Source organism: Nonomuraea sp. NPDC049646, from assembly GCF_044465525.1.
Classification (GTDB): domain Bacteria; phylum Actinomycetota; class Actinomycetes; order Streptosporangiales; family Streptosporangiaceae; genus Nonomuraea.
Genome location: NZ_JBITLU010000001.1, coordinates 669,535 through 694,384 on the forward strand (window position 1 = coordinate 669,535; position 24,850 = coordinate 694,384).

Consider the following 24,850-nt stretch of genomic DNA (forward strand, 5'->3'; position numbering starts at 1 on the left):
CCGAGCTTCCCCCGCACATGCTGCCCAGCGCGATCGTCTCGCTCGACCGCATCCCGCTCACCCCCGGCGGCAAGGTCGACCGGGACGCCCTGCCCGCGCCGGGCCGCCCGCGCGGCGCCGCCTACGAGCCGCCGGCCGGCGCGGCCGAGGAGCTCGTCTGCCTGGTCTGGGCCGAGGTGCTGGGGCTGGAGCGGGTGGGCGCGCTGGACGACTTCTTCCAGCTCGGCGGCCACTCGCTGCTGGCCACCAGGACCACGGCCCGCATCGCCGCGGCCATCGAGCTGGACGTGCCGCTCAAGCTGGCCTTCACCCACCCGACGCCACGCCTGCTGGCCGCGGCCCTGGAACACCTGGCCGAGGAGGCCGACGAGCGTGGATGAACGGAACGCGCGCGTGCAGGCCCGCTTCCGCAAGGCGATCGCGGGCCTGGGCGCCGCCGAGCAGATCCCGCGACGCGCCGAGGGCAGCGACCCGCCGCTGTCGTTCGCGCAGGAGCGGCTGTGGTTCATGGAGCAGTTCGCCCCCGGGACGAGCGCGTACGTGCTGCCCGTGTCGGCCCGGCTGCGCGGCCCGCTGGACGCCGGACGGCTGCGGGAGTCGCTGGACGCCGTGGCCGCCCGGCACGAGAGCCTGCGCATGACCTTCCCGGCCGGCACCGACGGGCGGCCGGAGGTGCGGGTGGCGGACCGGGTGCGGGTGCCGCTGCGCGTCGTGGACGTGCCGGACGAGACGGCTGCCAGGCAGGTGCTCAGCGCCGACGCCGCGCTCCCCTTCGACCTGGCCGACGGCCCGCTGCTGCGCGCCACCCTGGTACGGCTCGCGCCCGACGACCACGCGCTGCTGGTGGCGGTCCATCACATCGTCGCCGACGGCTGGTCGGCCGAGCTGATCCTCCGCGAGCTGCTGACACCGCCGCAGAGCGGGCCGCGGCTGGGTTTCGGCGACTACGCGGCCTGGCAGCGCGAGCGGCTGAGCGGCGACCGGCTGGCCGGCGACCTGGCGTTCTGGCGCGCCGAGCTGGACGGGTTGCAGGTGCTCGACCTGCCCCTGGACCGGCCGCGCCCGCCCCGGCAGACCTTCCGCGGCGGCTGGCACGACGTCGAGCTGGACGTGGCGGCCTTCCGCGAGCTGTGCCGGGCCGAGGGGGCGACCCTCTACATGGGGCTGCTCGCCGCCTTCCAGGTGCTGCTGGCCCGCTGGTCGGGCACGACCGGCTTCGCGGTGGGGTCGCCGGTGGCCGGACGGTCCCGGCCGGAGTTCGAGGACATGGTCGGGCTGTTCGTCAACCTGCTCCCGCTGCGGGCGCGGCTGGCGGGCGACCCCGGCTTCGCCGAGTTGCTGCGCCGGACGCGGGACGGCGCGATCGAGGTCTACGGCCACCAGGAGCTGCCCTTCGAGAAGCTGGTCGCCGAGCTGGACCCCGAACGCGACGTCAGCCGCCCGCCGCTGGTCCAGGTGCTGTTCGCGCTGCAGAGCTATCGCGGCGACGGCGAGGGCTTCGAGCCGGACAGCACGACCACCCGGTTCGACCTGGAGCTCTACGCCGCCGAGCGGGGCGACCTGCTGGAGGGCCGCTTCGTCTACAACGCCGAGCTGTTCCGGCCGGAGACGATCGAGCGGCTGGCGCGGCGGTTCGCCGCGCTCCTGCGTGCGGTGGTGGCCTCCCCCGACGTGCCGGTGGGGCGCCTGGACATCCTGCCGGACGAGGAGCGGAAGCAGCTCGCGCGGTGGAACGCCACCGACCGGGAGCATCCGGGCGGGACCCTGCACGAGCTGGTCTTCGCCCAGGCCGAGCGCACCCCGGACGCGACGGCGCTGGTGTTCGAGGGCGACCGGCTGACCTATCGCGAGCTGGCCGACCGGGCCCGCGCGGTGGCCGCCGGGCTGGACGTGCGGGTGGACCAGCCCGTCGGCGTCTGCATGGAACGCGGCCTGGACCTGCCCGTCGTCCTCCTCGGCGTGATGGCCGCGGGCGGCGCCTATCTGCCGCTCGACCCGGCCCACCCGGCGGAGCGCACGCGCGGCATGCTGGCCGACGCGGGCGCCGACCTGATGGTCACGGCGGCGGACGTGCGGCCGGGCCCGGCGTCCGTGGTGCGGGTGCGTGAGGACAACCTGGCCTACGTCATCTTCACCTCCGGATCCACCGGACGGCCCAAGGGCGTGGGCGTCTCCCACCGCGCGATCGTCAACCGGCTGCGCTGGATGCAGGACACCTTCCAGCTCACCCCGCACGACCGCGTCCTGCACAAGACACCCACCACCTTCGACGTCTCGGTCTGGGAACTGTTCTGGCCCCTCATCACCGGCGCCACCATGGTCATCGCCCGGCCCGGCGGCCACCGCGACACCGCCTACCTGCGCGACCTCATCAAGACCGAGAACATCACCACCACGCACTTCGTCCCCTCGATGTTGCAAGCGTTCCTGGAAGAAGAGGACATCCAGCTCCCACCCCGGATCATCTGCTCCGGCGAAGCCCTCCCACCCGGCCACGACATCCCCGGACTCCACAACCTCTACGGCCCCACCGAAGCAGCCGTCGACGTCACCTGGCACCCCTGCCAGCCCGGAGAACCCACCGTCCCCATCGGCAAACCCGTCGACAACACCACCCTGCACGTCCTCGACGAACACCTCCAGGACGTCCCCATCGGCACCCCCGGCGAGCTCCACATCGGCGGCATCCAACTCGCCCGCGGCTACCTCGGCAAACCAGCCCTCACCGCCGAACGCTTCCTGCCCGCACCCAACGGACAACGCCTCTACAAAACCGGCGACCTCGCCCGCTGGCTACCTTCCGGCGAACTCGAATACCTCGGCCGCACCGACCACCAGATCAAGATCCGCGGCATGCGCGTGGAGCTGGGCGAGATCGAGGCCGTGCTGCGCGAGCAACCCGGCGTGACGGCGGCGGCGGCCAAGCTGGTGAACGGCCGCCTGGTCGGCTACGTCGTCGGCGACGTCCCCGACCTGTCCGACGCGCTGCCGGACTACATGATCCCGACGGCGTGGGTGCGGCTGGACCGCCTGCCCGTCACCGCCAACGGCAAGCTCGACCGAGCCGCCCTCCCCGCGCCCGACCGCCCCGCCGACCTGCCGTGGGAGCCGCCGCGCGGCGCGGCGGAGATCGCCGTCGCGCAGGTCTGGCAGGAGGTTCTCGGCCTCGACCGGGCCGGCCGGCACGACACCTTCTTCGCCGTGGGCGGCGACTCCATCAGCAGCCTCAAGGTCGTGGCCCGGCTGCGCGCCACCGGCTACGACGTGGAACTGCAGCAGTTGTTCACCCATCAGGCGGTCGCCGAACTGGCCGCCGTGCTGCGGCCGCGGCAGGCCGTACCGGAGACCACGGCGGGAGCCTTCGACCTGCTCAGCGTGGCGGACAGAGAGAGGCTCACGCGATGATCATCGACGCCTACCCGCTCAGCGCCCTCCAGGCCGGGATGCTGTACCACAGCGAGCTGGACGGCGTGACCTTCCACGACCACACCACGCTCACGCTGCGCGGCACGTTCGACGAGAGGGCCCTGGTCAGGGCGCTGGACGAGCTGTCGGCCCGGCACGAGGTGCTGCGGACGTCCTTCGACCTGACCGGGTTCAGCGAGCCCGTCCAGCTCGTGCACGACCGCGCGGAGATCCCGCTGACCGTCTCCGGCGGCGAGCCGGAGTACGGGCCGTTCGACTGGACGCGGGCTCCCCTGCTCCGCGTCCACGTGCGGCCCGAGGCCGACCGGTTCGCGCTGACCGTCTACTTCCACCACGCGATCCTCGACGGCTGGAGCGTCGCGAGGCTGGTCAGCGAGCTGCTGGCACGCTATGCGACCCCCGGGCTGCCGGTGGAGCCGCCGGCGGCCCGCTTCCGCGACCTGGTGGCGGCCGAGAAGGCGATGCTCGCCCGGCCGGAGGCGGCGGAGTTCTGGCGGGAGGCGATCGCCGAGGCGCCGGAGGGCCGGTTGCCCCGGATGCCGGGCTACCCCACCGGCGGGCCGCGCGAGGTCGCGGTGCTCGCCACGGCGCTCCCCGCCGACCTGGCCAAGGCGCTGGCCGAGCAGGCGGCCGCCGCCCGGGTGCCGCTGCGCTCGGTGGTGCTCGCGGCGCACGTGCGCGTCATGGCCCTGCTCACCGGCGATCCGGACGTCCTGACGGGGATGCTCACGCACAGCCGTCCGGAGAGCGAGGCCGGTGACGAGGTGCTCGGGCTGTTCCTCAACACCGTCCCGCTGCGGGTGCGGGCCGACGCGCCCGACCTGGTCCAGCGGGTCTTCCGGGCGGAGGTGGCGGCGCTGCCGTACCGGCACTTCCCGCTCTTCGAGATCCAGCGGGCCAGCGGTCGCGCGCGGCTGCTGGACACGCACGTGGACTTCCGCGACTTCCACGTGAACGGCGCCGCCGCCACGCCCATCGAGGGCCAGGACTTCTTCGAGCAGACCGACTTCGCCTTCAGCACGGCCTTCGTCCGGACGCCGGGCCAGGGGCTGACGCTGACCATCTCCTACGACACCACGCAGTTCCCCGCCGATCAGATCGCGGCGATCCGGGACCACTACCTCCGCGCCCTGTCCGGGGAGGCCGGCGTCTCGCCGCAGGACGCGGCCCAGCTCGCGCGGTGGAACGCCACCGACCGGGAGCATCCGGGCGGGACCCTGCACGAGCTGGTCTTCGCCCAGGCCGAGCGCACCCCGGACGCGACGGCGCTGGTGTTCGAGGGCGACCGGCTGACCTACCGCGAGCTGGCCGACCGGGCCCGCGCGGTGGCCGCCGGGCTGGACGTGCGGGTGGACCAGCCCGTCGGCGTCTGCATGGAACGCGGCCTGGACCTGCCCGTCGTGCTCCTCGGCGTGATGGCCGCGGGCGGCGCCTATCTGCCGCTCGACCCGGCCGATCCCGAGGAACGGCGGCGCGGCATGCTCGCCGACGCGGGGGCCTCGACCGTGCTCACCGGCGCGGATCCGGGAGACCGCTTCACGCCGCCGACAGTGCGCGAGGACAACCTGGCCTACGTCATCTTCACCTCCGGATCCACCGGACGGCCCAAGGGCGTGGGCGTCTCCCACCGCGCGATCGTCAACCGGCTGCGCTGGATGCAGGACACCTTCCAGCTCACCCCGCACGACCGCGTCCTGCACAAGACACCCACCACCTTCGACGTCTCGGTCTGGGAACTGTTCTGGCCCCTCATCACCGGCGCCACCATGGTCATCGCCCGGCCCGGCGGCCACCGCGACACCGCCTACCTGCGCGACCTCATCAAGACCGAGAACATCACCACCACGCACTTCGTCCCCTCGATGTTGCAGGCGTTCCTGGAAGAGGAAGGGATTCAGCTCCCACCCCGGATCATCTGCTCCGGCGAAGCCCTCCCGCCCGGCCACGACATCCCCGGACTCCACAACCTCTACGGCCCCACCGAAGCAGCCGTCGACGTCACCTGGCACCCCTGCCAGCCCGGAGAACCCACCGTCCCCATCGGCAAACCCATCGACAACACCACCCTGCACGTCCTCGACGAACACCTCCAGGACGTCCCCATCGGCACCCCCGGCGAGCTCCACATCGGCGGCGTCCAACTCGCCCGCGGCTACCTCGGCAAACCAGCTCTCACCGCCGAACGCTTCCTCCCCGCACCCAACGGACAACGCCTCTACAAAACCGGCGACCTCGCCCGCTGGCTACCCACCGGCGAACTCGAATACCTCGGCCGCACCGACCACCAGATCAAGATCCGCGGCATGCGCGTCGAACCCGGCGAGATCGAGGCCGTCCTGCGCGCCCAGCCGGGGGTCCGCGACGCGGCCGTCACGGCGCACGGGCACAGCCTGGTCGGCTACGTGGTGGGCGACGTGCCCGACCTCCAGGACGTCCTGCCCGACCACCTGATCCCGCGCCGGTGGGTGAGCCTGGACGCCCTCCCCCTCACCCGCAGCGGCAAGCTCGACCGGGCCGCGCTGCCCGCGCCGGAGACGGCGGGCGGCCGGCCGTACGTGCCGCCTCGCGACGAGGTGGAGGCGCGCCTCGCCACGCTCTACGAAGAGGTGCTGCAGGTGCCCGCGGCCGGGATCCTGGACGACTTCTTCGAGCTCGGCGGCCACTCGCTGAGCGCCCTGCGGCTGGCCGCCCGCATCCGCCAGGAGCTGGGGCGGAGCCTGCCCGTGGGCACCGTGCTGACCGCGCCGACGATCAGCAAGCTGGCCAGGGTGCTCCGCCAGCCCGGGGACCTGGCGCCGCCGAGCCACGTCGTGCCGCTCAACCCGGACGGCGACCGCACGCCGATCTTCTTCATCCACGCGCTCGGCGGGCAGGTCTTCCGCTACCACCCGCTGGCCCGCCGCCTCGGCCCCGACCAGCCGGTGTACGCCATCGCCGCGCGCGGGCTGGTGCCGGGCGAGGAGCCGCACGCCACGCTCGCCGAGATGGCCGACGCCTACATGGCCGACCTGCTGGAGGTGCGGCCGGCGGGACCGTACGTGCTGGGCGGGTTCTGCATCGGCGGGAACATCGCCCTGGAGGTGGCCCGGCGGCTGCGCGAGCGCGGCGAGCAGGTGCCGCTGGTCGTGCTGCTCTACGCCAACGCCGAGGAGCCCGTGGCCGAGGCGTCGCTGGAGGACGACACGGTCCTGCTGTTCCACGCGCTGGCCGGCGGCCCCGAGGAGACCCTCGGGCTGGACCCGGCCGAACTGGCCGCCCGGCCGCCGGAGGAGCAACTGCTCACGGTCATGGGCGCCGCCTCCGCCGCCGACCGGCTGGCGCCCGACACCGCCGAGGTCGAGCAGGCGCGCCGCTACCTGGCCGTGTTCCGGGCCAACGCGCACGCGGTCGGCGGCTTCCGGCACGAGCCCTACGACGGCGACGTCGCGCTCTTCGCGCCCAGGCGCGAGGACGGCAACTGGCCCTCCGTCGCCAAGGGGCGGCTCGCCCACGTCGCGATCCCCGAGGAACGCGTCCCCATCCTGTACGAACCCCTGGTCGCCGGAGCGGCCACCGAGATCAGAAGGTGGATGGATCATGGCATCCCCGACCAGTGAGCAGACGAGCCTGTGGAAGCACCCCGACTTCCTGCGGCTGTGGGCGGGCCAGAGCCTGTCGCAGTTCGGCTCGGCGATCAGCCTCTTCGCGTTCCCCGTCATCGCGGTCACCGTCCTGAACGCCTCCGAGGCGGAGATGGGCGTCGTCGGCTTCCTGCTGCGGCTGCCGATGGTGTTCTTCCTGCTGTTCGGCGTGCTGGCCGACCGGGTGCGCAAGCGGCCCATCCTGATCTGGACGGACGTGGCGCGTTTCGTGCTGCTGATGCTGATCCCCGTCGCCTGGTTCGCCGACCTGCTCACGCTGACCTGGCTCTACGGCGTCATCTTCGCGCTCGGCCTGCTCAGCACGCTCTTCCAGACGGCCTACCGGAGTTACTTCCCGTTCCTGGTGCCGCGGGAGAACTTCATGGAGGGCAACTCCAAGCTGCAGCTGACCGAGTCGGCCGCCCAGACGTTCGGGCCCGGCCTGGCCGCCGCGCTGCTGAAGGTGCTCGCCGCGCCCGCGCTGCTGATCATCGACGCGGTGTCGTACCTGGCCTCCGCCATCGCGGTGTCCCTGATCAAGCGGCCGGAGGCCCGTCCCGAGCCGGACGACAGCACCCCCGGGCAGGTGCACAAGGCGATCTGGCAGGGCATGGGCTGGGTGATGCGGCACGAGCTGATCCGGCCGCTGGCCGTCTCCTCGGCCGTGTACTCGCTGTTCATCCTGGGCTCGATGAACTCGATCTACGCCCTGTACGTGATCCGCGACCTGGGCGTGCCCGCGGCCTGGTTCGGCAGCATCCTGGCCGGCGGCGGCGTGGGCGCGATCATCGGGGCGCTGGTCGCCGTCAAGGTGATGCGCCGCTACGCGATCGGCAAGGTGCTGGTGTGGTCGATGGTGTACGGCAACCTGGCGCTCTTCCTCATCCCGCTGGCCGTCGGGCCGGTCTGGGTGTCGGTCGCGATGCTCGTCGTCGCGCAACTGGTCAGCGGCGTCAGCTCGCAGATCTTCTTCGTCACCAACACCAGCCTGGTGCAGACGGTCACCCCGCCGCACCTCCAGGGCCGGGTGGTGGCCTCGATCTACTCCCTGGGCCTGATCCCCGCCCCGCTGGGCGCGCTCGGCGCCGGCCTGCTGGCCGGCGCCGTGGGGACGCGCACGACGCTGTGGGCGGTCATCGCCGTCGGCGCGCTGGTGCCGATCGCGGCGATGGCCTGGTCGCCGCTGGCCAAGCTCATCGGGATGCCGCAGCCAGACTCGCAATGAGCCGCAGCTGACGGCTGCGCAGCCGCCGGGTGGGCGTGACCAGGCCGACGATCAGCGTGGTCGCGCCCGCCTCCTGGTAGGCCGCCATCCGCTCGCGCACCTTGCCCGCGGGGCCGCACATGGTCATCGCGTCGACGAGCGCGTCGGGCAGCATCGCCATGGCCTCGCCCTGCCGCCCGTCCAGGAACGCCTCCTGCATGCGGGCGGCCTCCTGCTCGAAGCCGAGCGTGGCGGCCAGGCGGTTGTAGAAGTTGGTCCGGCGCGAGCCCATGCCGCCGAGGTAGAGGGCGAGCATGGGCCGCATCATGTCGTAGGCCAGCTCCTGGTCCTCCTCGACGAGCGTGAGCACCATGGGCGCGACGTCCAGGTCCGCGCCGTTCAGGTGCTTGGCCATGCGGGCCAGGTGGTCGGGCGGGAAGTGGATGGCCAGCCAGCCGTCGGCCAGCTCGCCGGCCAGCGCGACGGTCTTCGGGCCCATCGCGGCCAGGTAGACCGGCAGCCGCTCCTGCACCGGCGCGACGGCCATCGTCAGCTCCTTGCCCTCGCTGCCGGGCAGGGGCAGCGTCATCGTGGGCCCCTCGTGCCGGACCGGCTCGCCGTCCAGCGCCTTGCGCACCACCTGGAGGTAGTCGCGGGCGCGGGCCAGCGGCCGTTCGAAGCGCTCGCCGTGCCAGCCCTCGACCACCTGCGGGCCGGACGGTCCCACGCCCAGCCGGGCGCGGCCGCCGGAGACCTGGTCGAGGGTGGCCGCCGTCATCGCCGCGACCACGGGCTTGCGTCCCGACATCTGCAGCACGCCGGTGCCGAGCGCGATCCGCTCGGTCTGCCCGGCGATCCAGGCCAGCAGGCTCGCCGGGTCGGTCCCGTAGGTCTCGGCCGCCCACACGGACGAATAGCCCAGGGCCTCCGCCTCGCGGACCAGCGCCAGGTGGTCGGCGGGGCCGAGGCCCGCGCCGCCCCAGTAGCTCATGCTGTAACCGAGGCGCATCCCATCTCCTCAACGATCGCGGCGGCCAGGGCGTCCGGGGTCTCCTCGGCCAGCCAGTGGGTGGAGTCGAGCTCCTTCAACGCGGGCCTGTGCACGCTCTGCCGCCGCCAGCCCAGGAGGCCGCCCCGGGTCAGCGAGGCGTCCCTGGCTCCGTACAGGACGGAGATCGGCACCGGCAGCGGCGGCCCCGGCCGGTGGTGGTAGCCGGCCAGCAGCCCGAAGTCGGCGCGCAGCGCCGGCTCCAGCACCGGCCAGAGCGCCTCCCGGTCGGCCAGCTCCGGCGGGACGCCGCCGAGCTCGATCAGCTGCTCCCAGAACAGCCACGACGGCAACGACGGCAGGCGGCGCAGCAGCAGGGTCACGTCCGGCGCGGCGAACGAGCCCACGACCAGCCGTTCCGGCCGCCCGCCCAGCTCGACCACGCGCCGGCAGACGAGGAAGGCCAGCAGCGCCCCGCTGCAGTAGCCGAACAGCGTGTACGGCTCCCGCCATCCGGCCAGGTCGCGCGCCAGGTCGTCGACCAGCCCTTCGAGGTCGGTCCGCGGCTCTTCGGCGAGCCTGGCCTGACGTCCCGGCAGGTTGACCGACCACAGGCCCACCTCGGGCGGGAGGTGCCCGGCGAGCTCGCCGAGCGAGGCCGGGCCGCCGCCCGCGTGCGGGAAGGCGATCAGCGCCCGCTCCCCCTCCTTGACCTGGACGTACCACGGCGTCATCGGGCTTCCCCCAGGTGCAGGGCCAGTTCGGCCGGCGTCGGATGGTCGAACACGGCCCGTACCGAGACGGCGCGGCCCGCCAGCTCCTCCAGCGGGCCGATCAGCCGGACGGCCAGCACGGAGTGGCCGCCGTTGAGGAAGAAGTTGTCGTGCGGCCCGAGCCCCGGCCGGTTCAGCGCCTCGCTCCACAGCGCCACCACCTGCCGGACCAGCCCGTCGCCCGCCTCGCGCGCCGGGGCGCGGCCCTCGTCGGGCACCTTCAGCTCGCGGTAGGCGATCTTGCCGTTGGCCGTGGTGGGCAGCCTGCCGGTGACGACGTACCGGGTGGGGACGGCGTAGTCGGGCAGCCGCGTCCTGGCGAAGCGCCACAGCTCCTCCTCGGCGGGCTCGCCGGTGACCTCCAGGAAGGCGGCGAGCCGTCCGTCGGTCTGCGGGTCGCCGTCGAGGATCACCGCGGCCGTGCGCACCGCCTCGTGCTCGTGCAGCGCGGCCTCGACCTCGCCGAGCTCGATGCGGTGGCCGCGCAGCTTGATCTGCCGGTCGTCGCGGCCGAGCAGCTCCAGCCCGCCGTCGTGGCGGATGCGCGCGCGGTCGCCGGTCCGGTAGAACCGGCCGTACCGGCCGTGGTGCCCGAAGCGCTGCGCCGTCAGCTCGGGACGGCCGAGGTAGCCCGCGCTCACCCCCGCGCCGGCGACGCACAGCTCGCCCGGCACGCCCGGCGGCAGCTCGCGGCCCGCCGCGTCGGTGACGAAGATCTGGGTGTTGGCCAGCGGCTCCCCGGCGGGCACCGGGTCGGACGGCGGCTCGCGCAGCTCGGCGGCGGTGGACCAGATGGTCGTCTCGGTCGGCCCGTAGACGTTGAACACCCGGCAGCCCAGCTCCAGCAGGTCCCTGGCCAGGACGGCGGGCATCGGCTCGCCGCCGCACAGCACCGTGCGCCCGGCCAGCTCGCGCCCGGCCTCCGGCGCGATCAGCCGCCACGCGGTGGGGGTGGCCTGCACGACCTGGACGCCGCTCGCGGCGATCAGCTCCAGGAACCTGCCCGGCTGGAGCTGGTCCTCGTCGGAGGCCACGACCACGGTGCCGCCGGAGGCCAGCGGCAACAGCAGTTCCAGCCAGGAGATGTCGAAGGAGGTGGTGGTGGACCACAGGACGCTGGTGGGCGCGCCCAGCCGGTCGGCGAAGTCCAGCACGAGGTTCGTCAGGTTCCCGTGCGTGACCTGCACGCCCTTGGGCTGTCCGGTGGAGCCGGAGGTGTAGATGACATACGCGATGTTCCCGGCCTCGGCGGGTCCGGGCTCCCCCGGCGTGCCGGGCATCGGCACGACCGGCGTCCCGCCCGCCCAGTGCGGGCTGCCCGCCGCGACGACCAGCCGCGCCCCCGAGTCGGCCACCTGGTAGGCCAGGCGCGACTCCGGTTGCCGCACGTCCAGGGGCAGGAAGGCCGCTCCGGCCTGCCACACGCCGAGGACCGCCGCCACCAGGTCCGCCGAGCGTCCCAGGGCCAGGGCGACGACGTCGCCGTCGCCCACCCCCCGCTCGCGCAGCAGGTCGCGGACGGCGGCCGCGCGTCCCAGCAGTTCGTCGTAGGTGACCTCGTGCCCGCCCTCGCGCACCGCCACGGCCGGGCCCGGCAGGATGTGCCCGGCCAGCGTGCCCGGCCAGGTGCGGCCCGTGTCGTTGATCCGGTCGAGCAACGCCCGGTCGGCCGGGGAGAACCCGTCCGGCACGCCGCCGCGCGCCGCCTGCCGCACCACCGCGCACAGCCTGGCGGTGAACGCCGCGATCTCGTCCTCGTCGTGCACCTCGGTGCTGTGCACCATGCGGACGGTGAGCCGGTCCGGCTCCTGGATGACGTTGCACTGCATGTCCAGGCGGCTGCGGTCGATCAGGTCGTCGACGTATCCGGGCACCTCGCCCTGGATGTGCACCTTCTCGTCGCTCCAGGGCCGGTAGTTGAACATGTGCCGGAACAGCGGGACCCGCCAGTCGTCCGTGCCGTGCCCGCGGCGGGTCAGCACCGCCTCCACCGAGGCCCCGGCGTGCTCGACGCCCTCGGCGAACGCCTCCTCCACGCGCCTGGCGACCTGCTCGAAGTCGTCGTCCAGCTCGACGCGGACGCGCAGCGGCAGGGTGCTCACGGCGTAGCCGACGCGCCGGTGCTCCTCGCCGGTCTTGGTGCTGACCGGCATGCCGACCACCAGGTCCGGGCCGGCGCCGTGCCCGCGCAGCGTCAGCAGGAAGGCGGTGGCCAGCACGATGTTGCCGGTGGTGCGCAGCCTGGCGCGCAGCTCGTCCAGGGCCGCGACCGTCTCGGCGTCCACCTGCCAGGAGCAGGTGTGCCCGGCGAACGTCGGACGGCCCGGCGAGTGCCGGCTGCCCGGCAGCACCATGGCGTCGGGGTCGACGCCGTCGAGCCGGTCCAGCCAGTAGGCGATCGACTCCTCCGGCGACTCCCCCGGCTCCAGCATCGGCGCGGGCCCCGCCAGCTCCGGGGGCAGCGGGCCGTGCCCGGTCTGGCTGTCGTAGAAGCGGCCCAGCTCCTCCACCAGGAGCTGCATGGAGGTGCCGTCGATGATGATGTGGTGGCCGGCCAGGCACACCACGGTGCCCGCGCCGTCGGGCAGGGTGAAGTGTCCCACCCTGATGAGCAGGTCGCGGCCGAGGTCGAAGGGCTCGTCCAGGAAGGACCGCAGGTCGGCGACCAGCGTCTCCTCCGTCGTGGCCCGGGTCTCGACCTTCAGCTGGGCGTCCTGGGGCGCCACCAGGTGCCGGACGGGCGTCCCGTCCACGACGGGGAACCGCAGGCGCAGCGCCGGATGCCGCTTGACCAGCCGGTTCGCCGCGATCTGCAGCGGCAGCCGGCGCAGCGGCGTCGCGAACCTGAGCGCCACCGCCAGGTTCGACACGCCGCTGTCCGGCGCGAGCTGCTCCAGCACCCAGAACGAGTACGGCACCGCCGACAGCGGGCGCGGCTCCTCCACGGAGGCGGGCAGCTCCGGCTGCGGCCGCGGGACGGGGACGCGTTGCAGCGGATGGTCGGGGTCGAGCGCGGCCCAGTCCACCCGGCCGCCGCCCGTCCAGAACCTGGCCACGGCGGCCAGCAACCCCGCCCGGTCGGGGCCTGCCTCGACCTCGGCCCCGGCGTTCGCCCGCGTGAGGGCGGCGAGCGTGTCGTGCGGCGCGGGGTCGTCCGCGAGGGCCGCCGGGTCCGGGACGTCCGGCAGGACGCCCCAGGCGGCGAGGGTGGCGGCCAGCCCGTAGGCGGCGGTGAGGGCGGGCGACGCCTGGACGCCGCGGGCTTCGAGGACCTCTTCGCACACGTCCACGGCCTCGGTGAACACCGGTTCCACGCCGTACAGGCCGGCTGTCTCGGCGGAGAGGGCCGGGCGGACCGGCTCCTGCTCGTAGGCGTGCTCCCGGCCCAGCGCGCGGGCGGCCTCCGCGGCGCTGCGGCAGACCACCGCGCCGCGCACGGGGTGGTGGACGCGTCCCTGCTGGAGGGTGCCGGCCACGTCGGCGTAGCGGTCCTCCGGCAGCCCGGCGAGGAAGCCGGCCAGGCCGCGCCGTACCGACTCGGCCTCCTCCCGGGTGCGGCCGGACCACACCACGACCCGCGGACGGCCGTCGCCCGGCGCGTGCACCTGCGGGTAGCCTTCCTCGACCGCCAGGTCGTCGGGCCAGATCACCCGGTGCACCAGGTCGCCGTCGAGCAGCGCCCGGTCGAGCAGCCGCAGGACCAGGGTGCCGCGCAGCGTTCCCGGCGGCAGCTCGGCGGCGTCGGTCACGGCGAGCTCGCACTCCCCGGCCAGCAGCGCCGCGCACGCCTTGCCCACCCCGCCGAACACCCCGACGGCCTGCGCTCCTGGATCGTGCCCGGCCTCCTCGGCGGCCCCCGGCTCCAGCGGGAAGCGCCCCACCGCGATCACCGCGACGGGCTGTTCGTGCGAGGTCACCGACCTTCCTCGCGGATCCTGGCGCGCACGTCGCGGCGGCTGCCGCCCAGCGGACGGCGGCGGACGCCGTCCTGCCGGGCCGGGGCGGCCGTCTGGCCCTTCGCGATCAGGTGCGAGAGCGCACGCAGGTTCGGGTGGGTGAACATCGCGGTGACCGGCAGCTTCAGGCCCAGCGCCTCGGTGATCTCCTCGTGCAGCTCGACCAGCGCGAGCGAGTCGAAACCGGCTTCGAAGAAGTTGAGGTCGGGGTCGAGGGCGCGGCCTAACCTGCGCTCCACGAGTGATGCAACCGCGTCGGCCTGGGTCATCCGGCGTCCTTCGTCTCGCCTGCGATCGGACGGGATCACCGTCCGCCTCCCAGCATCCTTCCCGAGCGCCGTAATCCACCACAAGCCCGTATTTATCGGGATTTCGGTCACGCAATAAGTCCGTGGAGCCGCCGCGCCGGGCCTGACATGGCGCGACGCGGCCGGGGAGCACGCACCGAGCAGGACCGCTCGCCGACCGTACGCACCGCACCCCCGGGAACGCGCACCGGGAGCGGCGGCGGGGGCGGCGGGGGCGGCGCTCACCCGGTGGCGCCGCCGGGAGGCTCGGCCTTGAGGCGGTCGGCGATGTCGGTCCTGAGGGCCTTCTTGTCGATCTTCCCGACCTTGGTCCAGGCGAGCTCCTCGACGACGACCAGCCGCTCGGGCAGCTTGTAGCGGGCGACCTCCGCGCGCTCCATCCCCGCCCGGATCTCCTCCAGCGTGACCGTCGCCCCGGCCCGCGGCACGACGTACACGCACACGCGCTCCCCGAGCACGGGGTCCGGCATGGCCACGGCGGCGACCTGGCTCACGGCGGGAAGCCGGTACACGAGGTTCTCGATCTCCTCGGCGGAGATCTTCTCCCCGCCCCGGTTGATCATGTCCTTGTCGCGACCGGCCACCACGAGGTTGCCCTCGGGGGTGCGCAGGCAGATGTCACCCGTGCGGAACCAGCCGTCGCCCGTGAACGAGCGGGCGTTGTGCTCGGCCGCCCGGTAGTACCCGCGCGGGGTGTACGGGCCCCGGGTGAGCAGCAGCCCCGCCTGGCCGTCCGGCACGTCCCGGTCCTGCTCGTCCACGATCCTGATCTCGTCGGCGGGGCACAGGGGACGGCCCTGCGTGCCGCACACCGTCTGCGCGGGGTCGTCGAGGCGGGTGAAGTTCAGCAGGCCCTCCGCCATGCCGAACACCTGCTGCAACCTCGCCCCGAGCACCGGCTCGACCTGGCACGCCAGCTCGTCCACGAGGCGGGCGCCGCCGACCTGGACGACCCGCAGGGTGGCGAGCTGCCCGGCGCCGTACTGGGCGGCCCGCTCCAGCCAGCGGCCGGCGACCGCGGGCACCACCGCGGTGTGCGTGACGCCTTCCGCCTCGATCGTGGCGAAGGCCCGTACCGGCTCGGGCGAGGGCAGCATGACCACCCGGCCCCCGGCGAGCAGGACGCCCAGGATCCCCGGGCAGGCGAGCGGGAAGTTGTGCCCGGCGGGCAGGCTGACCAGGTACACGGAGTCCTTGGTGACGCCGGCGACCTCGGCGCTGGCCCGGGCGTTGTAGGCGTAGTCGTCGTGGGTGCGGGCGATGAGCTTGGGCAGGCCCGTCGTGCCCCCGGACAGCAGGAAGACGGCGACGTCCCGGGAGGAGGGAGCGGGCAGGTCGAAGCCGGTCCGGCCGGTGGGCGGGCCGCACAGGGCCCGCAGGTCGACGCTGCCGGGCGCGACGTCGTCCCCGGCGACCAGCACCCGCCATCCGGCCCCGGTGGCGGCGCGCACGTCGGCCGCCAGGTCGTGGGCGAGCCGCTGGTGGTCGAAGTCCCTGCTCCGGTCGGGGACGGCGATCGCCACCGCCTCGGCGTGCACGGCCAGATACGTCAGCTCGGCCCGGCGATGGGCGGGCAGCGCCATCACCGGCACGACGCCCGCGCGCAGGCACGCCAGCAGCAGGACGACGAACTCCCACGAGTTGCCCAGCTGCATGACGATCCGCTCGCCCGGCGCGATGCCGAGGTCGCGCAGGCGCACGGCGGCGGCGTCGGCGCGATCGGCCAGCTCGCCGTACGTGAGGCGCAGGTTCGGCCCGTCGACCAGCGCGACGGCGTCCGGATCGCGGTCGGCCGCCTCGCGCAGCAGGGTGCCGATCGCGACCCCGGCCCAGTAGCCCTGCTCGGTGAATCGGGTGACGTCGGCGTCGGGCCAGGGCACGGTGTGCTCAGTGATCGGTGCGGGCATCGTCGGCCTTCCTGGTGAGGATCACGGCGTCAAGCGCGATCAGACCTCGCTGCGTGAGCCGGAGCGGATTGACCTCGATCTCGTCCAGGAGCGGGTTGGCGACGAGCAGGTCGCCGAGCCTGGAGACGATCGTGCCGAGGTCTTCGGGGTCGAGGACGGGGCCGCCACGCCACCCGGCGAGCAGGGCCCGCCCGGCCAGTTCGGCCGCCATGCCGGCGGCTTCGCCGGGAGACAGCGGGGCGAGCCGGACGGCGACGTCGGCCAGGGCCTCGGCCACCGTGCCGCCCAGCCCGACGAGCACCACGGGCCCGAAGACGGGGTCGCGCCGCGCGCCGGCCACCAGATCGACGCCGGCCGGCGCCATGGCCTCCACCAGGTAGCGGCGCGCGCCCGCCGCGTCCAGGGCGTCGAGCGCGGCGTCCAGCTCGGCGTGGGTGGACACGTCCAGGTGCACGCCGCCGATCTCCGTCTTGTGCAGGACGTCGGCGTCCAGCAGCTTGACGGCCGCCGCCGTCCCGAGGGAGCCGAAGGCGGCGTGGGCGGCGGCCCGGCCGGCGCAGGCGTGGCGGGGCATGGTCGTCACGCCCAGCCGTCCGAGCAGGGCCTTGCCGGTGTGCTCGTCGTACCGGGCGGCCGGGACGGCCGGGGCCCGCCAGAGGGCGGAGGCGGCCGGGCGGGGCGTCCGCGCGCGGGCGTCGGCCAGCAGCGCGGCGGTGGCGGCGGCGACGCCCCGGGCGTCGGCTGCCACCGGCACGCCCGACCCGCGCAGGGCCGCCCGGTCGCGGACGACGTCGTCGCCGGTGCCCGCCAGCCCGAGGACGACGGGGACGCCGCCGCTCAGCCCCTCGGCGACGGCCGCGACGACGTCGGCCGCGTCCGGTTCGTGCAGGACGTACCCCGCGACGACGTGGACGCCGGGGTCGGCGCCGGTGGCGGCGAGCACCGCGCCCAGCTCGGGCCCCGGACGGCCGGTGTCGACCGGGTTGCGCTGGAAGGTCAGCGGCGGCAGCAGCCCGGCCAGGGTCTCCCGGGTGCCGGGAGCCAGCTCGGGCACCCGGATCCCGCGTCCGCGCAGGTCGTCGAGGAGCAGCAGGCCGGGACCCGCCTGGGCGGTCACCACCCCCACCCCCGGGTCGGCGCACGGGCGGGCCCGCGTCACCGCGAGCGCGCCGACGGCGTCGACGAGTTCGCGTTCGTCGTCCACGAGGACCGCCCCCGCCTGGGCCAGCGCGGCGCGCGTGGTGCGCCAGGAGGTCGCCAGCGCCCCCGTGTGCGAGGCGGCGAAGGCCCCGACGTCGTGGCGGCCGACGACCAGGGCGACGACCGGCCGGGTCGCGGTGAGGCGGCGCACGCTCTCGACCAGCCGGGGCCCGTCCGCCACCGACTCCACGTGCAGCGCGACGGCGGCGGTGCGGGGGTCGTCGGCGAGGTGGTCGAGGACGTCGGGGGCGGTGACGCCGGCCGCGTTCCCGAGGCCGACGGCGAGGCTGACGCCGTGCCCCGCCTCGGTCAGCGCGAACGCCAGGGCGTGGTTGACGCCGCCGCTGGCGGCCACGACGGCGACGGCGCCCGGCCGCACCCGGTGGGCGCCGGGGACGAAGCTGGCGGTCAGCCGCGCGTGCGGGGCGAGGAAGCCGCTGGTGTTGGGGCCGAGGAGGCGCAGGCCCGTGTCACGGGCGATGGCGGCGAGCCGTCGCTGGTGCTCGATCCCGGCGCCGCCCGCCTCGGCGAACCCGCCGCCGCACACGACGGCGGCCCGCACGCCCGCGTCCGCCGCCTCGGCGAGCACGCCGGCGCAGGCCGCGGCGGGCACGCAGAGCAGCGCGAGATCCACGGGGCCCGCCGCGGCGGCGGCGCCGACGGAGGGGTACATGGCGTCGTCGCGCGCGTTCACCAGCGCCAGGAACCCGCCGAAACCGGACAGCGAGCGGGCCATGGCGGCGCCCAGCTTGCCCGGGTCCCTGGACGCGCCGACGACCGCGACACCCCGCGGCCCGAACAACGGCCCAAGACCGCCCACGCGAGCACCCCGGTCGGGGCCGAGGCCGCCGACGTGCGCACTCCGATCGGATCCGAGGCCGCCCTCGCGGGCCCCCCAGTCGGGGCCGAGGCCGTTCATGAGAGCACTCCGACCAGGTCCGCGCGGCCGGAGAGGACCGTGGTCAGCGCCCGGTCGCGGTCGGCTTCCGGTTCGATCAGCAGGGCGGGCAGTCCCGCGCGCATCCGTGCCTCCTCGCACAGCCGGGTACGGGTCAGGGCCGTGCCGCCGTGCACGGCGACCAGGGTCGCCCCGGCCGCCGCGAACCCGGACAGGTCGAGCAGGCCGTCCTCGGCGTCCGGCGCCTCCAGCAGGGCGCCCCACGCGCCGGGCAGCGGCGTCGCCGAGAGCGGCAGATCGTTCTTCCCCCGGACGGCGGCGGGAGCGCCGTCCGCGCCGGGCAGGACGTCGAGCAGCCGTCCGGACGCCGACCACCCGGCGGCCTCGAAGCCCGTCTCCAGGGGCGCGGCGCCGTGCAGGTCACGCCACCGGCGATGGGCCGAGGCGACGAACCGCGGCGCGCGTCTGGCCAGGCGCGCGTCGGAGATGCTGCGGGACAGGAAGTGGTAGGCGAACTGCCACGGCTCCAGGGCGTCGTGGTAGCTGCCGAAGCTCTCCCACCAGGCGAGGCTGGGCCGCGCGGAGTCCTGGATGTGCCGGACCGGCGGCTGGGCGGCCCGCTCGTAGCCCGCGAGCGCGGCCGCCAGGTCGCCGGGGTGGTCGGCCAGCGCCCGCGCGAGCGCGACGGCGTCCTCCATGGCCATCTTGGTGCCCGAGCCCACCGAGAAGTGCGCGGTGTGCGCGGCGTCGCCGAGCAGCACGACGGGCCGCGGGGCCGTCGTGTGCCAGTGGCGGGTGCGGCGGGTGCGGAAACTGGCCCAGCGGGAGTTGTTGGTGAGCAGCCGGCCGCCCGCGATGTGCTCGGCGAACAACGTCTCCAGGTACGCCTTCGAGCGCAGGTCGCTCTCCCCGGGCGGCAGGCTCTCGTCGAACGCGTCGAGACCGGCCCGCCGCCAGGACGCCTCGTCGGTCTCCACGATGAACGTCGACATGGTGTCGGAGATCGGATACCCGTGCACCGCGAAGACGCCGTCGGGGCCGCGTTCGTGGACGAAGGTGAGCCCGTCGAAGAGGTGGTCGGTGCCGAACCAGATGAACTTGGCCGCGGCGGTCTCCACCTGTGAGCCGAGGCCGGGGCCGAGCTCCTCGCGGATCCGCGAGGAGGCCCCGTCGGCGGCCACCACCAGGTCGTAGCCGGTCAGGTCGGCGAGCCGCGCCTCGGTGGAGAAGCGCAGGTCCGCCCCGACCGCGCGGGCCCGTTCCTGCAGGAGCAGGAGGAGGGTGCGCCGGACGACCGCGGCCATGCCGTTGCCGCCGCACCTGATCCGCTCACCCTTCAGCCGGACCTCGATGTCGTCCCAGTGCCTGCCGTGCTCGGCCAGGGCCGCGCGCAGCACGGGGTCCGCCTCGTGGATCGCCTCCAGGGTCCGGTCGGAGAAGACCACCCCGAAGCCGAAGGTGTCGTCGGCGCGGTTGCGCTCGAAGACGGTCACCTCCGACGACGGGTCCGCCTGCCGGATCAGCGCGGCGAAGAACAACCCGCCGGGCCCGCCGCCGGCCACCGCGATGCGCATGGCCCGCTACTCCTTGGTCGCCAGGCCGAGGATCCGGCCGAGCACGGCGCTCAGCGCCGCCTCCGGATCATCCGCCATCGACGCGGACCGCCAGGCCACCATGTGGTCGGGACGGACCAGGAGCACCCCGTCCTCCCCGACCTCGGACAGGGCGCGGTAGTCGCCGTAGCCGTCCTCGTAGTCGCAGCCGCGGCCGATCGACCGCACCCGGACGGGCACGCCCAGCCGCGCCGAGACGCGCTCGGCCGCCTCCCGCCAGGCCGCGCCGCCGACGCCGGTGAGCAGGGTGAACCGGCCCCGGCCGCACAGGTCGAAGGTGGAGACGCGCTGCTGGTCCCGGGTCAGCCACACGTGCGGCAGGTGGCGTCCCGGACGGGTGGAGGCGAAGTAGTAGACCTCCTCGTCCCGCGGCGCGGACTGCTCAGGCGTGCCGTCGGGCACGATCGCGCCGGAGGCGTAGTGCTGGTTGGTCTCGACGCCGTGCGTGTTGAAGCACATGATCGTGGCCTGCATCGCGGCGTCGAACGCCTGCCGCCGCTCGGCGCCCTCGGCCGTCGGCGGGAGCAGGCCGTCGAGGGCGGCGCGCAGTTCCTCGGCGCCGGAGGCGGGCGGCAGGCGCAGCGCCATGAAGAGCTGCGGCATCAGCCCGTCGCTGCGCTTGGCGCGCTGGACGATCTGCCTGGCGACCGGCAGCCGCTCGTCCCGGTAGCTGTCGAGCAGCGCGGGCGTGGCCTCGCCGCGCACCACCATGGCGAGCTTCCAGCACAGGTTGTAGCTGTCCTGGATGGAGGTGTTGGAGCCGAGGCCGTTCATCGGCGAGTGCCGGTGCACGGCGTCGCCGACGCAGATGACCCGGCCCGCCATGTTGTCGGCGGCGTAGACGTCGTTGACCGCCCAGGTGGAGATCGACTCGACCTTCACCGGCACCTGGTCGTCGCCGATCAGCTGGTGGGCGATGCGGACGCCGTCCTCCTCGGTGAGCGAGGGCCGCCCGGCCTCGACGTCGTAGCCCCAGACGCCGACCCACTTGGTCCACGGGCGCACCATGCGCAGCACGCCGATGCCGTTGCCGTCGTGGCCGACGCCCGGCTGGATGAACCAGTACATGTCGCCCGGACGGTGTTCGACGAAGCGGGTGAGGTCGGCCTCGAACACCACGTTGATCGAGCCGCCGAGCCCCATCTTGCCGACCAGCGGCAGGCCCGCCTGCGCGGCGACGGTCGAGTTGCCGCCGTCCGCGCCGATCAGGTACTTGCTGCGGATGCCGTACTCCTGGCCGGTCAGCCGGTCCTTGACCAGGGCGGTCACGCCGTCGTCGTCCTGCGTGAACGTCAGCAGCTCGGTGTTGAAGCGCACGGACGACCCGCGCGCGGCGGCGGCGTTGACCAGGATGGGCTCCAGCACGTGCTGCGGCAGGTCGCACACCGAGCACGGGCTGGCCAGGTCGTGCTCGGCCTTGAAGTGCGGGTGGGTGTACCAGGTGCGCAGGCGGCCGAGCTCCTGGCCGGCCAGGCTGGTGGCGTACACGTGCTCGCCCATCAGGTGCTGCGGGGTGGCGTTCTTGGTCACCTCGCCTTCCAGCCCGAGGTCGCGCAGCACCTCGACGCCGCGCTGGTTGGTGATGTGCGCGCGCGGCGTGTTCGAGACCCCGGCGTACTTGTTGAGCACCACGTTGGCGATGCCGTACGTCGAGAGCAGCGCCGCGGCGGTGGCGCCCGCCGGGCCGGCGCCGACGATCAGCACGTCCGTCTCCACGACGGGGGTGAGGGTTTCCATGTCAATGGCTCCTAGAAGGGGGGACGTCAGTGCCGGTGGCCCCAGAGGTCGGGCCCGGGGATCTCGGTGACCTGCCAGGTCGCGTCGTCGATGAGCACGCCGCCGCTGCCGAACTCGGTGTGCACCCCCACCGGGGACTCGGCGTAGAAGGAGAACATCTGGTCGTTGCTGTGCCGGCCGAGCGTCATGGTGACCGGGACGTCGCGGTCGAGCACCAGGTCGTAGGTCCGCCCGACCTGGTCCATGTCGGGGACCTCGAGCATGAAGTGGTGCAGGAACGGCTGGTGGATGCCGAAGAACGGGCCGTCCACGAAGGCGATGCTGTGGTGGCGCGGGTTCGTGTGCAGGAACGTGGCCTGGAACGGCCTGCGCATCGTGTCGCTGATCTTGAAGCCCAGGACGTCGGTGTAGAACCGCTGCTGGGCGGCCACGTCCGGGCTGGCCAGCACCACGTGGCCGAGGCCGAGGTCGCCCGTGACGAACCGCTCGATGTCCCGCGCCGAGGTGAACTGCCCCTCGCCCGCCGACGCCCCGTGGAACAGCTCCACCCGGTTGCCCGCCGGGTCGAGGAAGTGCGCCATGCCGGCCACGCGGCGGATCTCCAGCTCGCGCTGGGTCGCCTGGTGGGCCACGACGCCGTGGTCGCTCAGCTCGTCGAGCGCGGCGCTCAGCGCGCCGGCGTCGGCGACCTCCCAGCCGTAGTAGGCGCCGCCGTCCTGCTCGCCGGCCTCGACGGTGATGCGGTGGTGCACGTCGTCGATGCGGAAGTGGGTGGCGCCGTCCTCCCCCGCGACCCGCTGCATGCCGAGGATGTCCGTGGCGTAGGCGGTGAAGGCGTCCGGCTCGCGCGCGGACAGGCCGAGGTAGCCGAGCTGCTTGATGTCCATGCCTGATGTCTCCTGTCGTACGAGGTCAGAACGCGTCGGTGAGGAAGCCCCGCAGCAGCGCCGCGTACTCGGCGGCGCGCTCGATCTGCACCCAGTGGCCGCAGTGCGGGAAGACGTGCAGCTGCGCGTTGGGCAGGTGCTGCTGGAGGAAGACGCTGGAGTCGGGGGTGACGAACCGGTCCTCGCGGCCGTGCACGATGAGGAACGGGTGCGGCATACGGCGCAGCGCCGACGGCGGCACGGCCATCTCGGCGGGCGAGGAGGAGAAGAAGCGCTCGAAGGACCGCCGCACCTCGGGCCGCATGACCTCCTGGTAACGCGTCTCGGTGATCTCCGCGATCGACGTGCCGAGCGCGTCCTCGTCGTGGACGAACCACCTGGTGAGGTTCTCCAGCGCGCTGATCGTCGGGTCCTTGTAGAAGGACACCATCCGCATGACCTCGGGCGTCGGCTGCGAGTGCCCGCCCGCGCTGCCCATCAGGGAGATCCGGGCGAAGCGCTGCGGCGCCGTCATCACCAGGTGCATGGCCAGGGCGCCCCCCATCGAGTTGCCGACCAGGTGCGCCCGCTCGACGCCGCGGGCGTCCATCAGGGCGAGCACCTGCTCGACCCGCATGCGCATCCAGCCGGTCAGGCTGCCCGGCATGTCCTCGGGATGGTCGGTGCGGCCGTAGCCGACGAGGTCGGGGGCCAGCACGTGGTAGTCGTCGCCGAGTGCGGGGATGAAGCCGCTCCAGTTCGACACCGCGTTGGCGCCGGGGCCGCCGCCGTGCAGCAGGATCACGGTCTCGCGGTTGTCGTCGCCGCTTTCCAGAAAAAACGTGGAATAGCCGTTGGTCTCGACGGTGCGCTCGGTCACTGGAATGGTTTCCTTCCCGTGCTGTACGGGCATTGCCCGGCATGATCTGTTGATCGGGCGGACGGCTGTGATCGGCCCGCGGGGCGACGGCGGGCTTGCCACTCGCACCCCTCGCATTGCTAACTTGTGCGCTGTCGCACCACCGTAGACGGACACCACGTTGATGCGCTTCGTACGATCTGTCGTTAGTTGTCGGCGCCGATCCGACGCTGTGTCGCAGGAGAGGAGCAACCCCGGTGAGCCTTGATGACGCCGTGCAAGATCTGGCCGATCGCCTGGGCGTGGCGCTCGTGGTGGTCGATCGCGACCTGAGGACCGCGGCGTTCAGCGTCCACGACACCGACGCGCGGCTCGCCCGGCTGGCCCGGTTGCTCGCCGGCTCGACCGCCCCGCTGACGAAGCCGCTGGTGGAGCAGCATCGGCTGCGCCAGGCCAGGCACGGCGTCCGGGTCCCCCAGGACGACGGCGAGCTGGTCGTGCTGCCGTTGCGCCATGAGCAGCAACTGCTCGGCTACGTCTATTACGTCGAGGACCGGGAGACGCCGCGGGCCGACGACCTCGCGGTGCTGGAATCGGCCGCGCCGGAAATGGGCGCGCTGCTGTCGTTGCGCATATCCGACCGCCGGCACGGCACCGAGAATTCCCGTCAGCTGCTCGCGGAATTGCTCGGAGAATCGCCGGAGAAACGCGCGGAGGCGGCCGGGAAACTCGTCCGGGACAATCTCATCGACGATGTCGAGCATTATTCGGTGCTCGTTCTCCGGGCCCCTGAGTCGGCGCCCAGATCCATTACCCGGCTGGCCGTCGAGGCGACCCTCGAATTCACCACGAGATCGACCACGGTGAAAATCGTCGGCGCGGTCCTGGGGGCCGAGGGAATTGTGCTCTTCCCGCGTCCGGTGAATCACGACAGGCTCGAACGCGCGCTCGCCGGGCCGGGTCTGGAGGCGGTCGTGGCGGGCGTGGGCAGCGTGAAGCCGTCGCTGGCGCAGGCGGTCGACTCCTACCACGAGGCCCGCCTCGCCCAGCGTGCCGCGCGCCTCGATCCGCAGCGGTACGGCAAGCGCGTCTTCTGGGACGAGCTGGGCCTCGACCGCCTGTTCCTGCAACTGCCGCTCGACCGGCTGACGCCGAGCCAGTTCCCCGACGGGGTGCGGCGCCTGCTGGCCGCGCCGCACGGCGTCGAGCTCGCCGCGACGCTGGAGGGCTACCTCGACAGCGGCGGCGAGGTCCAGAGCGCGGCACGGCGGCTGCGCGTCCACCGCAGCACGCTCTACTACCGGCTCGACCGCATCCGCGAGGTCATCGGCTGCGACATCACCGACGGGGCCGTCCGCCTGGAACTGCACGCCGGTCTGCGCATCGCCCGCCTGGCCGGACTGTGGCCGCACGAGTGAGCGCCGTGGCCGCGCTGTAGGACCGTTCCGGAGGGCGAGACGGGTCCTGCCGTCATGTTGCCGTCGTGTTGCCGCCC

At 73.8% G+C, this 24,850-nt stretch carries 15 protein-coding genes (1 of these 15 cut by a window edge); 5 read left to right on the forward strand and 10 right to left on the reverse strand.

From position 1 onward, the window contains the following. The 4 genes in view from ACIBQ8_RS03085 to ACIBQ8_RS03100 are tightly spaced (each overlapping or abutting the next) and all read left to right on the forward strand, a layout consistent with a single transcriptional unit that may run on beyond the window. Positions 1–380, forward strand: the 3' end of a protein-coding gene (locus ACIBQ8_RS03085) for an amino acid adenylation domain-containing protein (RefSeq protein WP_397190873.1). The gene continues 2,749 nt to the left of window position 1, outside the view; only the last 380 of its 3,129 coding nucleotides appear in the window; its start codon lies beyond the left edge, outside the window; its stop codon occupies positions 378–380. Beyond that, on the forward strand, positions 373–3,405 hold the full coding sequence (locus tag ACIBQ8_RS03090; RefSeq protein ID WP_397190874.1) for an amino acid adenylation domain-containing protein: 3,033 nt from the start codon (positions 373–375) through the stop codon (positions 3,403–3,405). Before ACIBQ8_RS03085 ends, ACIBQ8_RS03090 begins: the two co-directional genes overlap by 8 nt. Further along, positions 3,402–7,022 carry an amino acid adenylation domain-containing protein gene (locus ACIBQ8_RS03095; RefSeq protein ID WP_397190875.1) on the forward strand — a complete coding sequence of 1,207 codons (3,621 nt, stop codon included), beginning with the start codon at positions 3,402–3,404 and terminating at the stop codon, positions 7,020–7,022. Before ACIBQ8_RS03090 ends, ACIBQ8_RS03095 begins: the two co-directional genes overlap by 4 nt. Beyond that, positions 7,003–8,271, forward strand: coding sequence for an MFS transporter (locus tag ACIBQ8_RS03100; protein ID WP_397168606.1), 1,269 nt, complete (start codon positions 7,003–7,005; stop codon positions 8,269–8,271). The genes ACIBQ8_RS03095 and ACIBQ8_RS03100 overlap by 20 nt, the downstream gene beginning before the upstream one ends. On the opposite strand, the gene ACIBQ8_RS03105 is transcribed toward ACIBQ8_RS03100, so the two are convergent. From ACIBQ8_RS03105 to ACIBQ8_RS03150, 10 genes are all read right to left on the reverse strand, one after another. Then, positions 8,240–9,259 carry an LLM class F420-dependent oxidoreductase gene (locus tag ACIBQ8_RS03105; protein WP_397190876.1) on the reverse strand — a complete coding sequence of 340 codons (1,020 nt, stop codon included), beginning with the start codon at positions 9,257–9,259 and terminating at the stop codon, positions 8,240–8,242. The genes ACIBQ8_RS03100 and ACIBQ8_RS03105 overlap by 32 nt on opposite strands. Further along, the gene (locus ACIBQ8_RS03110; RefSeq protein WP_397168608.1) at positions 9,238–9,972 is read right to left on the reverse strand and encodes a thioesterase II family protein; all 735 of its coding nucleotides are present in this window, start codon (positions 9,970–9,972) and stop codon (positions 9,238–9,240) included. Before ACIBQ8_RS03110 ends, ACIBQ8_RS03105 begins: the two co-directional genes overlap by 22 nt. After that, entirely contained in the window at positions 9,969–13,928 is a 3,960-nt protein-coding gene (locus tag ACIBQ8_RS03115; protein ID WP_397190877.1) for an amino acid adenylation domain-containing protein, read from the reverse strand. The genes ACIBQ8_RS03110 and ACIBQ8_RS03115 overlap by 4 nt, the downstream gene beginning before the upstream one ends. Continuing rightward, positions 13,925–14,236, reverse strand: coding sequence for an acyl carrier protein (locus ACIBQ8_RS03120; RefSeq protein ID WP_397168612.1), 312 nt, complete (start codon positions 14,234–14,236; stop codon positions 13,925–13,927). The genes ACIBQ8_RS03115 and ACIBQ8_RS03120 overlap by 4 nt, the downstream gene beginning before the upstream one ends. Before the next feature lie 260 nt (positions 14,237–14,496). After that, positions 14,497–16,182, reverse strand: coding sequence for a (2,3-dihydroxybenzoyl)adenylate synthase (locus tag ACIBQ8_RS03125; protein ID WP_397190878.1), 1,686 nt, complete (start codon positions 16,180–16,182; stop codon positions 14,497–14,499). Next, positions 16,163–18,202 carry an acetate--CoA ligase family protein gene (locus tag ACIBQ8_RS03130; protein ID WP_397190879.1) on the reverse strand — a complete coding sequence of 680 codons (2,040 nt, stop codon included), beginning with the start codon at positions 18,200–18,202 and terminating at the stop codon, positions 16,163–16,165. Before ACIBQ8_RS03130 ends, ACIBQ8_RS03125 begins: the two co-directional genes overlap by 20 nt. Positions 18,203–18,297: 95 nt before the next feature. Beyond that, a complete protein-coding gene (locus tag ACIBQ8_RS03135; RefSeq protein ID WP_397190880.1) occupies positions 18,298–19,854 on the reverse strand; it encodes an FAD-dependent monooxygenase in 1,557 nt (518 codons plus the stop codon). A gap of 6 nt (positions 19,855–19,860) precedes the next feature. Then, positions 19,861–21,630 carry an FAD-dependent oxidoreductase gene (locus ACIBQ8_RS03140; protein ID WP_397190881.1) on the reverse strand — a complete coding sequence of 590 codons (1,770 nt, stop codon included), beginning with the start codon at positions 21,628–21,630 and terminating at the stop codon, positions 19,861–19,863. 26 nt (positions 21,631–21,656) lie between these two features. Then, positions 21,657–22,517: a VOC family protein gene (locus ACIBQ8_RS03145; protein WP_397168620.1), complete on the reverse strand. Its 861-nt coding sequence runs from the start codon at positions 22,515–22,517 to the stop codon at positions 21,657–21,659. Between the two features lie 25 nt (positions 22,518–22,542). Further along, the gene (locus tag ACIBQ8_RS03150; RefSeq protein ID WP_397190882.1) at positions 22,543–23,376 is read right to left on the reverse strand and encodes an alpha/beta fold hydrolase; all 834 of its coding nucleotides are present in this window, start codon (positions 23,374–23,376) and stop codon (positions 22,543–22,545) included. Positions 23,377–23,612: 236 nt separating this feature from the next. On the opposite strand from ACIBQ8_RS03150, the gene ACIBQ8_RS03155 reads away from it, so the two are divergent. Further along, complete coding sequence (locus tag ACIBQ8_RS03155) at positions 23,613–24,773, forward strand: PucR family transcriptional regulator (protein WP_397190883.1); 1,161 nt, start codon at positions 23,613–23,615, stop codon at positions 24,771–24,773. Positions 24,774–24,850: the final 77 nt, after the last annotated feature.